General features: G+C 68.0%; 12 protein-coding genes. 7 read left to right on the top strand and 5 right to left on the bottom strand.

Annotation, left to right across the window (positions count from 1 at the left end; translation table 11 throughout):
• Positions 1-84: 84 nt before the first annotated feature.
• The gene (locus tag IPG50_07885) at positions 85-1,539 is read right to left on the bottom strand and encodes an MFS transporter (protein ID MBK6692109.1); all 1,455 of its coding nucleotides are present in this window, start codon (positions 1,537-1,539) and stop codon (positions 85-87) included.
• A gap of 135 nt (positions 1,540-1,674) precedes the next feature.
• On the opposite strand from IPG50_07885, the gene IPG50_07880 reads away from it, so the two are divergent.
• Positions 1,675-2,097 (top strand): RpiB/LacA/LacB family sugar-phosphate isomerase, encoded by a 423-nt coding sequence (locus tag IPG50_07880; GenBank protein ID MBK6692108.1) that lies wholly within the window; start codon positions 1,675-1,677, stop codon positions 2,095-2,097.
• 146 nt (positions 2,098-2,243) lie between these two features.
• Here the strand turns inward: IPG50_07880 and htpG are convergent, their stop codons facing one another.
• Positions 2,244-4,151, bottom strand: coding sequence for a molecular chaperone HtpG (gene htpG / locus IPG50_07875; GenBank protein MBK6692107.1), 1,908 nt, complete (start codon positions 4,149-4,151; stop codon positions 2,244-2,246).
• A gap of 124 nt (positions 4,152-4,275) precedes the next feature.
• Between htpG and IPG50_07870 the strand changes: the two genes are divergently transcribed.
• Together IPG50_07870 and IPG50_07865 are read left to right on the top strand one after the other, a co-directional pair.
• The gene (locus IPG50_07870) at positions 4,276-4,521 is read left to right on the top strand and encodes a hypothetical protein (GenBank protein MBK6692106.1); all 246 of its coding nucleotides are present in this window, start codon (positions 4,276-4,278) and stop codon (positions 4,519-4,521) included.
• A gap of 135 nt (positions 4,522-4,656) precedes the next feature.
• The gene (locus tag IPG50_07865) at positions 4,657-5,088 is read left to right on the top strand and encodes a thioesterase family protein (protein ID MBK6692105.1); all 432 of its coding nucleotides are present in this window, start codon (positions 4,657-4,659) and stop codon (positions 5,086-5,088) included.
• Positions 5,089-5,131: 43 nt separating this feature from the next.
• On the opposite strand, the gene IPG50_07860 is transcribed toward IPG50_07865, so the two are convergent.
• Positions 5,132-6,244, bottom strand: coding sequence for a serine/threonine protein kinase (locus IPG50_07860; GenBank protein ID MBK6692104.1), 1,113 nt, complete (start codon positions 6,242-6,244; stop codon positions 5,132-5,134).
• Between the two features lie 110 nt (positions 6,245-6,354).
• Between IPG50_07860 and IPG50_07855 the strand changes: the two genes are divergently transcribed.
• The 3 genes from IPG50_07855 (at position 6,355) to IPG50_07845 (ending at position 8,592) form a co-directional block, all read left to right on the top strand.
• Entirely contained in the window at positions 6,355-7,056 is a 702-nt protein-coding gene (locus IPG50_07855; protein ID MBK6692103.1) for a polyphenol oxidase family protein, read from the top strand.
• A 176-nt stretch (positions 7,057-7,232) separates the two neighbouring features.
• On the top strand, positions 7,233-8,192 hold the full coding sequence (locus IPG50_07850; protein MBK6692102.1) for a diguanylate cyclase: 960 nt from the start codon (positions 7,233-7,235) through the stop codon (positions 8,190-8,192).
• A 79-nt stretch (positions 8,193-8,271) separates the two neighbouring features.
• Entirely contained in the window at positions 8,272-8,592 is a 321-nt protein-coding gene (locus IPG50_07845; GenBank protein MBK6692101.1) for a hypothetical protein, read from the top strand.
• Positions 8,593-8,787: 195 nt separating this feature from the next.
• Here the strand turns inward: IPG50_07845 and IPG50_07840 are convergent, their stop codons facing one another.
• Positions 8,788-10,200 (bottom strand): protein kinase, encoded by a 1,413-nt coding sequence (locus IPG50_07840; protein ID MBK6692100.1) that lies wholly within the window; start codon positions 10,198-10,200, stop codon positions 8,788-8,790.
• Positions 10,201-10,227: 27 nt separating this feature from the next.
• Between IPG50_07840 and IPG50_07835 the strand changes: the two genes are divergently transcribed.
• Positions 10,228-11,115, top strand: a complete 888-nt coding sequence (locus tag IPG50_07835; protein ID MBK6692099.1) for an RNA polymerase subunit sigma-70 — start codon at positions 10,228-10,230, stop codon at positions 11,113-11,115.
• A gap of 30 nt (positions 11,116-11,145) precedes the next feature.
• Here IPG50_07835 and IPG50_07830 read toward each other — a convergent pair whose 3' ends face one another.
• Entirely contained in the window at positions 11,146-12,087 is a 942-nt protein-coding gene (locus IPG50_07830) for a hypothetical protein (protein MBK6692098.1), read from the bottom strand.
• Positions 12,088-12,108: the final 21 nt, after the last annotated feature.

Below are 12,108 nucleotides of genomic sequence, written 5' to 3'. Positions count from 1 at the left end.
CACAGCAGATGAGGGGGATCGAATCAACCACCAGCACGCACGTCCAGAAAGCGGATCAGAAGAACGTGAGGACGATGTGCCGCGTTACCCGCGCCCGCCCACATCGGCCTCCGAGACAGTCGTTCCGGCCGCGGCGCGCCCGCGGGCGTCGCGTTCCGCTGCCAACGGGATTCTTGGCAACAGGAGGGCGGCGAGCAGGCCGGCGACACCAAGGAGCGCGACCACGACAAATGCCTGAAAAATGCCGTGCGAAAGCGCGAGTTCGAGGCCGGGCGCGCTTCGCCCTCGCCCGAGCAACGCCTCGCGGAGTACCTCCGGCGGCACATGCGCCTCGCTCCGAACCGTCGACGCCAGGAGGGCGCCCATCGTACCCACCGCGACCGTCGCGCCTATCGTGCGCGCAAACATCGTCCCAGCGGTCGCCACGCCGCGTTGACTCCAAGGAACCGCCGACTGCACGACCAAAAGGAGCGCCGTGTTCGCCGCGCCCATGCCGACGCCCACGAGGGCCGTCGTCGCGGCGAGCGTCCACCAAGATGTTGGCCCGACGTCTCCCGCGGTGCCTGTCGCGATGGCCAACGCGATGGACGCCACCGCCGTCAGCGCAGCGCCGCTCCAGATGATGGGGCGAAAGCCGAAGCGCGGGACCAAGACGCCTGCCGCGAAGGCGGCGACGGTCCATGCGCCGAGCAGCGGCGTGGCCGCCGCGCCGGCCGCCGTCGGGCTTCCGTGCAGCGTCGCTTGCACGAAGAGCGGCACGTAGGTGCCGACGCCCATGGTGACGCCGCCCAAGAGGGCGGACAGCACGCTCGTCGTCGCGAGCACGCGACCGCCGAAGAGCGAAAGCGGGACGAGCGGGTCTAGGGCGCGACGTTCGACGGCGACGAACAACGCGAGCAGCGCCGCCGCGAGGGCGAAGAGAGGCGCGCGCCAGTGCCCTTCGGTACCTACGAGCAGCGCCACGACGCCGCCCGAGAGGAGCGCCGCGCCGAGCACGTCGAGCTTGGCCTTGCGCACCTCCACGTCTTCGTGGAGAGCCCTTCCAAGCACGACGATGGCAGCCAAGCCGAAGGGCACGTTGATCCAGAACACGTCGGGCCACGAGCCGCGCTCCACGAGCACGCCGCCTACGAGCGGGCCCAAGAGCGCTGCCAGCGCCCAGACGGCCCCGAAGAGCGGTTGGATTCGCCCTCGCTCTTTGAGATCGAAGAGGTCGCCGATGAGCGTGAGCGCCATCGGTTGCATGGCCCCTGCGCCGAGCCCCTGAAACGCGCGAGCCGCGATCAAGAGCGGCATCGTTCGCGCAAGCGCGCACGCCACGCTCCCGAGCAAGAAGACCGTGATCCCGAAGAGGAGTACGGGCTTGCGGCCGCGCAGATCCGCGATCTTGCCGTAGAGCGGCACGGTCACCGTCGAGGTGAGCAGGTACGCCGTCGTGACCCACGCGTAGAGCGAGAGACCCCCCAGCTCGGCCACGATGGTCGGCATCGCCGTCGACACGACGGTCATTTCCATCGCCGCCATGGTCATCGACAACATGAGCGCGAGGACCGTCAGCGGCCTATGGGTCCTCCGTACCTCGACGAGCGCCACAGCGCCTCTATAGAGCCACGGGGCGCGCGCGGCGAGATCGGCCGTTGACGTGCGTCCCCAAGCTCCTCATGATCCGCCGCCATGCGCTTCAGCGTTGGCAGCGATGACGCCCGTCCCATCGTCGAGCATGTGGTGAGCGAGTTGCGGGCCCGTGGCCACGAGGTCATCGCCGTCACCGTGAAGACCTGGGGGGAGGTCGCGCTCGACGTTGCACGCGCCGTCGCGAAGGGGGACGCGGACCAAGGCATTGTCATGTGCTGGACCGGCACCGGCGTCACGATGGCCGCCAACAAGGTCCCCGGCATTCGCGCCGCCCTCTGCGTCGACGCGGCCACCGCTGCGGGCGCGCGCAAATGGAACGACGCGAACGTCTTGACCTTGAGTCTCCGCCTCTTGTCGGACCCCGTCGCGACGGAAATCCTCGAGGCGTGGCTCGGAACGAGGTACGGCGGCACGGAGGGCGAGAGCCTCGCCGAAATCCGCGCCGCCGAAGTCGCGCGCTAGTGTGGTGAATCAGAGATTCACCACACGTCGAACAAGGACAGGAACCGAGTACACCTGTGACTTTGGCCGACGAATTCGCGCCCCTCGCTCGACGAGGGGGCGCGAGATTCGGCGAGCGAACTTCTGACTCAGGACACTAGCGATCCTTAGGACGCGCTGGCGACGCGCGCTTCCGCGGCCGCCGTCAGGAGCGTCGCCACCCGCTTCGCGAAGCGATTCGGGTCGTCGAGCGCTCCGCCCTCCGTCAGCACCGCCTGCTCGTAGAGCAACTCGATCCACTCGTCGACCTCGGCCTCGGCGGCACCCTTATCGACCAAGGCCCCGAGCGCGCGAACCAGCGGGTGCGTCGCGTTCACTTCCAAGATGCGCGTCTTGTGCGAGACGGCGTGGCCTCGATCCTTCATGAGTCGCTCCATGAAGGCTGGCGTTGCCTGCGCGTCGAGCACGAGGCACGACGGCGAGTCGGTGAGCCGCTCGGAGACGCGAACGTCCTTCACTTTGTCGCCGAGCGTCTTCTTCACGCGCTCGAACAAACCTTTGAGGCCTTCCTTCAGCCGCTCGGCCTCGCGCTTCTCCTCGTCGGTCTTCTCGAGCGGCAACTCGGCGCGCATGGCGCTCACGAGCTTCTTGCCCTTGTATTCGCCGAGGCCGTCGGTGGCGAACTCGTCGACCGGGTCGGTCAAATAGAGGAGCTCAAAGCCGCGGGCGCGGATCGCTTCCGCATGGGGCGAACCGGCGACGGCCCGGAGCGACTCGCCGAAGACGTAGTAGATGGCCTCTTGTTTCTCGGGCATCCGGCCCACGTAGTCGTCGAGTGAGACAAGACCGCCTCGTGAGCTCTCGAAGCGGCACAAGGGCGCGATGCGATCTTTCGCTTCACGATCGAGCGCGAGACCTTCCTTGAGGACCGTCCCAAAGGCGCGCCAGAAGGCGAGGTAGTCGTCCGGCTTGTCCGTCGACAGCTCGCCCAAGAGGTCGAGCGCCTTCTTGGTCACCTGCTTCTTGATGGAGCGCAAGATCGACGAGTCCTGCAGCAGCTCACGCGAGACGTTGAGCGGCAGGTCGTCGGAGTCGACGACGCCGCGCAAGAACCGCAGCCACGGCGGCAACACCTCGTCGCAGTCTTCCAAGATGAAGACGCGCTTGACGAAGAGGCGGAGGCCCCGACGCTTCTGCACGTCGAAGATGTCGAAGGGGGCGCGGCGAGGCACGTAGACGAGGCCGACAAACTCCTGCGAGCCCTCCACGCGGAAGTGCGTGTGGGCGAGCGGGGCGTCGGTGTCGTGCGTCAGGTGGCGGTAGAGCTCGCTGTATTGCTCCTCGGTGATCTCGGCCTTGGGGCGCTGCCACAGGGCGTTGGCGCGGTTGACCTGCCGCATCGTGCGCTCGTCGCCGTCGTGTTCTTCGAGCCGGATCGGGTGCGCCACGTAGTCCGAGTAGCGCTTGACGAGGTTTGCCAGCTCGTAGTCGTCCAAGAAATGAGCGTGTTCGTCCTTCAGGTGAAGGATGAGCTCGGTGCCGCGTTCGGCGCGCTGCGCCGGCTCGATGGTGAAGGTGTCTTGGCCGTCCGACGTCCAGCGAAACGCGCCCTCGCCGCGAGCGGCGCTCCGCGTGATTACCTCGACGCGGTCAGCCACGAGGTAGGCGCTGTAGAAGCCCACGCCGAATTGCCCGATGAGTTGGAGGTCGGCACGTTTGCCTTCACCGGTCGCGGCGGCCTCTTTCAGCTTCTCGATGAGCGAGCGCGAGCCTGAGTGGGCGACGGTGCCGAGGTTCTGCGTGAGCTCCGCCTCCGTCATGCCGATGCCCGTATCGTCGATGGAGAGCGTCTTCTTCTCCTTGTCGTAGCGAATGCGGATCTCGAGCGTGGCGTCGGACCCCAAGATGTCCGGCTCTGTCACGGCGCGAAAGCGCAGCTTGTCCAGCGCGTCGGATGCGTTCGACAGGAGCTCTCGCAGGAAGATCTCTTTGCTCGTGTAGAGCGAGTGGATGACCAGCTTGAGGACCTGGCTCACTTCCGCTTGGAACTTGTGTGTCGTCGTCTCGGTCGTCATGGCCGCATTTTTGTCGCGCTGAACGGAAAAATTTTCAAGGCGTTCTCACTTCGCCGTCGTTGATTTCACCCCGCGGGCGGCCTCGGCCTTCGAGTATCCTCCCCAGTCCTTTGCGGAGGATTCAATGGCATTCGAGTACGACGTTTATTCGGTCGCGTGGGGACATGGCGCTTCGACGGCGGGCATCGTCAAGGAGCTCAACAAGCGAGGTGGCGACGGCTGGCAGCTCGTCGGCATGACGCGCGACGAGAGCCCCGAGGACGACCACGATGAGGAGGTCATCCTCTTCGTCTTCTGCCGCGAGAAGAAGGGCGGCGCCGCCAGCGCCAAGAAGTCCGGCAAGAAGGGCGCGAAGAAGAAGAAGAAGTGAGCCGCGCGTCGCGCCGCGATCAACGCCGCCGCGGGCTCGTCCCCGGCGGCGCAGTTCGCGGCGCCGCGCGTCCTAGGGTCGTGGGCGTGAAGGCGTGGGCTTGCGCAGCGTGAGCCGCGAAGTCGTGGGGTTCCGATGGATGCGACGATTCGCGAGCTCATGGAGCTCTACGTGCCCTTCAATCGTTTCTTGGGCATGAAGCTCGACGAATCGCGGCCCGGCTTCGTCCGCTTTCGGCTCCCGTTTCGTGACGAGTTCATCGGCGACCCGCTCCGGCGGGCACTCCACGGGGGCGTCATTTCGACGATGGCCGACGTCGCCGGCGGAACCGCCGTTTGGACGAAGCTTCCAGACCCGGTTCGTGGGCGCGTGTCGACCATCGATCTGCGCGTCGACTACTTGAGGCCTGGCCGCGGCGAGACGCTCGTGGCGGAAGCCCACGTGGTCCGCTCGGGCAACCGCGTCGGCGTGGCGGACGTGCGCCTGTTTCACGAGGGCGACGCCGAGACCACGATCGCCACCGGCAAGGGCGTCTACAACATCAAGCTGGTTCGCGACGGCGCGTGAGCGGCCGCGCGGGAGCGCCCGGAAATACGACGCATCGCTCGGCTCAGCCGCCCGCGAGCTTCATGATGATGACGGCGGCGACGGCTCCTACGACGAGGCACGCGACGCCGATGAGGGCGAGCTTCAACGTGGAGTTCGGTCGGGCGCCGGCCCTGGGGTGACCGGTCTCGCGACGCGACTCTTTCGCGATGGGGGCGACGGGCCGCCCTGCATCCGGCGGCGGCGGAGTGCTCGCGCCCGGCGGCAGCATCACCGGCGTCTCGCGCCCGTCGCGGACCGCCGAGAGCGCTTCTCCGAACTCGGCCGCGGAGGCGAAACGCTCCTCGGGTTTCTTCGCCAGCGCGCGCGCCATGATCTGGTCCAGGAGCGGCGGGAACGTGCGTCCCGGCACTCGTTGGCTCAGCGCGATCGGCGTGCCCATGACGTGGAGTTGCAAGAAGTCCATCGCCGTCTTCGCGTCGAACGGGAGCTTGCCCGTGAGGACCTCGAAGAGAATGACGGCGAGCGAGTAGATGTCACTGGCCGGCGTGAGCGTCTTGCCTTGCGCCTGCTCGGGGCTCATGAACTCCGGTGTCCCGAAGACCATGCCCTCCTGCGTGAGAATGACCGAGCCGGGGCGCATCTCCCGCTCCGTGACCTTCGCGAGGCCGAAGTCCAGCACCTTGGCGAAATCGCGTAGGCCGCCCTGTTGACACAAGAAGATGTTTTCGGGCTTTAGATCCCGATGGATGATGCCAGCTCGGTGAGCCTCTTCGAGGGCCCCGCAGGTCTGGATCAAGATCGGAAGTGCGCGGTCCATGCTGAGCGGACCTTCGGCGCGTACCGTCTGATTGAGGTTCTTGCCCTCGAGGTATTCCATCACGATGTAGAGCGAGCCGTCCTCGAGCTCGCCGTAGAGGAACACCCGCGCCGTGTTCGGGTGCGAGAGGTGACTCATGGCGCGCGCTTCACGGCGGAAGCGCGACGCCAGGTCTTGGCGATTGGTGAGCTTTGGGTGGAGGATCTTCACCGCCACCATCCGGTTCATTTCCGGCTGGGAGGCCTTGTAGACCGCACCCATTCCCCCACTGCCGATCTTCTGGAGGATCTTGAACTGTCCGTTCAGGATCTCGCGCCCGATGAAGGGATCCTGGGATCGGGAGGGGCCGGCACTCATCCGCGGCTCCCGTTTATATCCCGTTCTCGCTCGGTGCGGTTGCCGATCCCGCGGCGCCGCAACCGGTCCGCGGAGTTGCCCCATCGGCCGGCCGCGCGTACGAGAGGAGCATGCCGCCGCTCAAGAGTTCGCTCCTCACGGAAGCCGGGTTTCCTCATGGTTTTTCGACCCGTGAGCACGACCTCTCGCTCACGGCGGTAGGGTACGCGGCGACCCTCGACGCCTTCGCAAAGAGCGCCGGCCTCGACGCCGCATCCTTGCGACAGACGCGCCAGGTGCATGGGTGCGTCGTCGTCGACGCGGACCTCCCGCCACCCTCCGCCATGCCGGAGGCCGACGCGCTGGTCGCGACGGGACGGGCCGCCATCGGTGTGCGGACGGCCGACTGCGTCCCCATCCTGGTGGCGGATCCCGTGAAGGGGATGCGCGCTGCCATTCATGCCGGCTGGAGGGGGTACGTCGCAGGGGTTGTCGAAGCCGCCGTCGCGGCGCTTCGAGCACGCGGCGCCGAGCGGCTCATCGCGGCCGTGGGCCCGGCCATCGGCCCTTGTTGTTTCGAAGTGGGCCTCGACGTGGCCTTGCAGATCGAGAAGCGCGCGGGCGTGCGGCTCAGCGTCCCCGGTGACCCGGAAAAGGCCCTGGTGGACCTGCGGGGGGGCGTCCTTCGCGAGCTTCGGGCGGTCGGTGTGGCGGAGGTCGAGCGAATCGAAGGCTGCACACGGTGCGATGCGCAGCGCTTTTTTTCGTACCGGCGCGGTGCGGAGGTTGGGCGCATGCTCGCGGCGATTGGGCCGCGGTCATCGGCAGCGTGAGGCGTCGCGCGCGCGACGCCGATCCAGTCTTGCCGTAACAATCAGGCTCGACGCGAGCCCGATTGCCGTAAGCCGCAAAGAGGCGCATTCTGCGGAATCCGATGGGGGACAGCGACCGCGTTCCGCCGACTGCTCGCGCCGAGTTCGTGACCTCGCGGCACGGGACGGTCCCCACGATGCCTGCGACCGACGAGCTCGTCGCGCAGGATCTCGAGGCGACCCCCATCTCTTTCCGCTCGTCGACCGTCGAAGAGGCGCGCGAGACGGAGCGGCGCGTGGTGGCGGCCAGCCCCTCCGGCGGCGATGAGCGCGCGACGCTCACGGTGCTCACGGGAATCCAAGCGGGCCAGGTTCACACTCTGAACGGCGAATGCCTGATTGGGCGCGGCGGGGACGTTGACCTGTCCGTGGATGATCAAGCCGTGAGCCGTCGCCACGCGCGCCTCTCCTCGGTCGATGGCGGATACTTGCTCGAGGACCTCGGCTCGACGAACGGCTCGTTCGTCGGGGGCAAGCGCGTCGCCAAGTCGATCCTGCGCCCCGGCGCTCGCATCCAGCTCGGGCCCAACCTGGTCTTGCGCTACACGCTCGTGGATGGCACGGAAGAGGCGCTCCAACGGCGACTCTTTGAGTCCTCGACCCGTGACGCGCTCACCGGCGCCTTCAACCGCGCGTACCTCACCGACCGCCTCCTCTCCGAGACCGCATACGCACGGCGCCACAAGTCAGAGCTCGCGGTCTTGATGCTCGACATCGACGGCTTTAAGTCCGTCAACGATCTCCACGGTCATCCTGCCGGCGATGCGGTCTTGAAGAGCGTCGCCGACCTCGTGCACCAAACTGTGCGCGTCGAGGATGTGGTGGCTCGCTACGGCGGTGAGGAGTTCGTCGTGCTCTTGCGCGCCACGGGAGCTCTGGGCGCCGTCCGACTCGCGGAGCGCATTCGCCTCGCCGCCAAGGGCCGGCGAGTGCCCGTCGAGGGCAAGATCGTCTCGGTGACGGTCAGCGTGGGCGTGGCCATGTTGTCCGAAGTGAGCGAGCGCGGCGGCGAGAGCGAGCTGGTGGCCTTGGCCGACGCGCGACTCTATCGGGCGAAAGTTGGCGGCCGCGACCGCGTTTGCTCGACCGACGAGTAGAGCGCCGGTTTTCGAGTGCCGGTTCAAAACGTGTGCGACGAGGGGGCGCGCCCGGGCTCCATAAGGCGTGAACGGCTCCTTGCGCGCCAACCACGCCCGCCCACACGTACTCGCGATGGCGGCGCTGCTCTCGGCCGGCTGCGTCGGCTTGGCTGCGCCAGAGGCGCCCCGCTCTTGGGGCCAAGCAGCGCTCTCGTCGCCGCTCCCGTCACCGTCGCGACTCGTGGCGACGGCCTCGGCCGACCACGTGTGTCCCGAAGCGCAGGTCTTCGTTCGGCGCGCCGACGAGGAGTCACGCGTCGGTCGCTACGAAGTCGAGGTCTGCGGCACAGTGCGTCGGTACAAGCGCCGCGGCTCCGTCTACTACGACGAGCAAATGGGGGGCCCCCTGGCGAAGTAGGAGGGGCATCGCGCGCGCTACTTGCGGTCCCGAAGCGGCGAGCCCACCGGCGGCGCTGGCCCCGCGTCGGCGGGGTCAACCGGCGGGGCCTTGTGGGAGGCCGCTTCCGCCACCTTGGACGCCGCAGGCCGCGCGGCCACGGAGCCGCTGCGGGTCGGGGTCGGGGGCGGGGTCGGGGGCGAGGTGACTAGGGTCCTAACGGACCCGTCGACATGCCTTTCCTCCGTCCCTTCGGGACTCCGTCCAGTCATGTTCGAGGTCGAGGTCGAGGTCGACTAGGGTCCTAACGGACCCGTCGACATGCCTTTCCTCCGTCCCTTCGGGACTCCGTCCAGTCATGTTCGGGGTCGAGGTCGAGGTCGAGGTCGGTCGGGTCGACCACACGGCGAACGCGCCGCCGACAGCGAGCAATACGCCTGCCACCAAGGCCCACCGCTCGGCGCCCCTTCTTGGCGGGCTCTCCGTGCCCTTGAGCGCGACCGGCCGCTGGCGTCCGCTCTGTTCCATGAGGCGCACGATGCGTTCGATGGCGGACACACCGGCCGCGCTCGCCACCGGTCGCAGCATCGCTGCCAACTCGGCGATGTCGGCGGTCCGCGCCGCCAGGTCTTTCTGGAGCGCGCCCTCAACGGCGAGCTCCAGCGCGCGCGGCGCATCTTTGCGTTTTGCACGAAGCGGAGGTGTCTCCTCGGTGGCAATGGCCGTGCAGATCTCCAGCATCGACCCGCCCTTCCAAGGAGGCTCGCCGGTCACAAGCTCATACAAGATGACGCCAAGCGCCCAAATGTCCGTGCGCGCATCGACGTCGTGAGAGCTTCGAAGCTGCTCCGGTGACATGTAGCGCGGCGAGCCCATGACGCTTGACGCCGTCGTCAGCGTGTCTTGCGAGCCGCCTTCCGCTTTCGAGATCCCGAAGTCGAGCACCTTGATGAGCGCTGTCCCGTCGGCTCGCTCGGTGCGGAACAGGTTCGCGGGCTTCAGATCGCGATGCACGATGCCGAGCGCGTGAGCCTCGGCGATGGCCTCGGACGCTTGCAGGACGTAGTCGACCGCCAAGGCGGGCGCGAGGGGGCCGTCTTTTCGCAAGACCGTGCCGAGGTCGCGCCCCTCAAGGTATTTCATGACGAGGTACGGCACGCCGCTCTCGAGCGTGCCCACGTCCATCACGCGGGCGACGTGTTCGCTCTTGATGCTCGCGGCGGCGCGCGCCTCCCTGAGAAACCTCGCCCGTGAACCCGGCGCCTCGAAGGCGGCCGGCAAGAGGAATTTGAGCGCGACGCGCTGGGCCAGGTCGCGGTGGTGCGCCGCGACGACCACCCCCATGCCGCCCACACCGAGCACGCGCTCCACGACGTACTTCTCCGCCAGCACGTCGCCGCGGCGCACCGGCCCGGTGGCGTTGGCCACGTCCGCGTTGACGACGTCGGCTACGTCGTCGGCCGGTGACGTTTGCGCGAAGCCCGTTCCGCTCTCCTGCTTGGCGAGCGCCGAGACGAGGATGCGGCAGTCCTCGCAGTCGGCGATGTGCCGCTCCAGCTCGGCCCGGTCCGGCCCCGAGAGGGAGCCGTCCACGAAGGCAAGGACTTCGGCTTCCGAGGGGCAGCGCATCAGCCTCTCTGTGCTAGATGAGCGGGCGTGAAGGAACAAGCGTTGGTGGCAGCCTTTTTGGCGGGCCTTGCGGTTGGCTCGGAAGGACCGTTCGCGTCGGCGGCGGAGGAAGGTCGCCTTCTGCGCGAGCTGACAGCGCTGCTCGATGGCGCCGGAGCTGCGTGGCCCGGCATCGACGTCGCTCCCGAATCGTTCGTGGCGTACGTCGCGGCACGCATCGGCACGGCGACGGATCTCTCACGTGTCCGCGCCGCGGACCTCTTCATCGCGTGCGCCTGCGCGCAGGGAAACGGGGCCGCCGTCGCCGCGCTGGACGCGAAGGTGGGGCCCACGCTCTCGGAGTCGCTGCGCCGCATGCGCCTCACCGATGCGCAGATCGACGACGTCCTTCAGGGGCTCCGGCGTCTGCTCTTCACGGGCGATGAGGTGGCGCCGCCGCGCATCGCCGAATACGCGGGCCAGGGCGATCTCATCGGCTGGCTCCGCGTGAGCGCGACGCGAAGCGCCCTCAAGCTGCTTCGTCGCGAGAAGCGCGAGGTGCCGGAGCCGGAGCTCCTCGTGGAGCGAACGGCCGAGGGGGACCCGGAGCTCTTTTACATGAAGGCTCTCTACCGCGACGCCTTCAAGGTGGCCTTTCAGCGCGCCCTCGATTCGTTGAGTGATCGGGAGAAGAACCTGCTTCGTCAACACGTCGTCGACGAGTTGTCGATTGACGACCTCGGCCGCCTCTATCAAGTTCACCGAGCGACGGCGGCGCGTTGGCTGGCCTCGGCGCGCGAGACGCTCCTCATGCGAACGCGCAGCTATTTTGCGGCGGCGGCCCGCGTGTCGAACGAGGAGTGCGAGAGTGTCTTGCGCATGGTGCAAAGCCAACTCGACGCGACCATTCGTCGCCGCCTCGAAGGCTCGGGCTAGCGTTAGGCAGACGCGCGCGGGCCTTCGCCGTCAGAAGAACCCACGCAGGCCGCCGCCTCGGTCCGTCGCGAAGCCTTCGAGGCGAGCCTTTGGCGCTCTTGCCGGCGCGGGCCGCAAGAAAAGAAACGCGACGCCCACGCCCAAGGCGCCGGCTGCCACGAAGCCCGTGCTCGCCCACGCTTCGGTGCGCGCCCGCGCGGCGCTCGCCTGCGCGTCGGAGTTGCAAAACGAACGGGTGGGCGCGCAGCCGTCGTCGGCCTCGCGCGACGAGCCAAGGGCCACGACTCCCAAGATGCCGCCGGCCAACAGCGCTGCGCTACCCGCCCCCAGCGTGAGCCAAAACGCAGTCGTCGTCGCCGCTGACCTTTCGTTTTGGGGCGCACCGTCGCTCGGCGCGCGGCCCACCTCCACGCGAAGCGTACGCCCCTCCTCCGGGACCTCCACGACGGCTTCCCAGGGGGCTTGGCCCGGCGCTCGCGCGCTGATGCGGTGCTGCCCTGGGTCAACCGTCAGCGGGGTCCCCCAGGTTTCTGTGCCGAGCCGTGAGTCATCGAGCGTCACCGACGGTCCTAGCGCCGCCACCTCGGCGGGGACGATGACGACGACGCGCCGGAGCTTGGGACCCAAGAGAGCGAGGTGCTCGCGGGCGAACTCCTCGCGGTCCTTTCGTCCGTCGCGCGCGGCGATGGCCCGCGCCTCCTGATAGCGGGCCCAGGCCGAGCCGGTCTTGCCGCTGAGCTCAAGGCAGAGCGCGAGGTTGAGGAGTGTGCCGCCGCCGGGATCGAGACGCTGGCTCTCGGCAAACTTGGGGCACGCCTCGCGCGGACGGTCCGCCTCCAGGAGAATCCGGCCTTCGTCGAAGAGCGACTGGGCGATCTGTCGATCCGTGTCGGACACGTCGCCCGCGCGAAGCGGCCCCGCTACGAGCCACGCGGACAGCGAAAGGGCTGCTCCAAGAGCGACAGGGCGCACGAGGTGCAACGTAGCGCCGCG

It is taken from the genome of Myxococcales bacterium (assembly GCA_016703425.1).
GTDB lineage: Bacteria > Myxococcota_A > Polyangia > Polyangiales > Polyangiaceae > JADJCA01.
Note: the sequence above shows the minus strand (reverse complement) of the source record. Positions and strands in the feature narration are given on the sequence as shown.

Excerpts from the sequence above, each read along its gene's own strand:
- IPG50_07885 (MBK6692109.1), bottom strand. The coding sequence starts at position 1,539 with ATGTTGTCGATGACCATGGCGGCGATGGAAATGACCGTCGTGTCGACG.
- IPG50_07880 (MBK6692108.1), top strand. The coding sequence starts at position 1,675 with ATGCGCTTCAGCGTTGGCAGCGATGACGCCCGTCCCATCGTCGAGCAT.
- htpG (MBK6692107.1), bottom strand. The coding sequence starts at position 4,151 with ATGACGACCGAGACGACGACACACAAGTTCCAAGCGGAAGTGAGCCAG.
- IPG50_07870 (MBK6692106.1), top strand. The coding sequence starts at position 4,276 with ATGGCATTCGAGTACGACGTTTATTCGGTCGCGTGGGGACATGGCGCT.
- IPG50_07865 (MBK6692105.1), top strand. The coding sequence starts at position 4,657 with ATGGATGCGACGATTCGCGAGCTCATGGAGCTCTACGTGCCCTTCAAT.
- IPG50_07860 (MBK6692104.1), bottom strand. The coding sequence starts at position 6,244 with ATGAGTGCCGGCCCCTCCCGATCCCAGGATCCCTTCATCGGGCGCGAG.
- IPG50_07855 (MBK6692103.1), top strand. The coding sequence starts at position 6,355 with ATGCCGCCGCTCAAGAGTTCGCTCCTCACGGAAGCCGGGTTTCCTCAT.
- IPG50_07850 (MBK6692102.1), top strand. The coding sequence starts at position 7,233 with ATGCCTGCGACCGACGAGCTCGTCGCGCAGGATCTCGAGGCGACCCCC.
- IPG50_07840 (MBK6692100.1), bottom strand. The coding sequence starts at position 10,200 with ATGCGCTGCCCCTCGGAAGCCGAAGTCCTTGCCTTCGTGGACGGCTCC.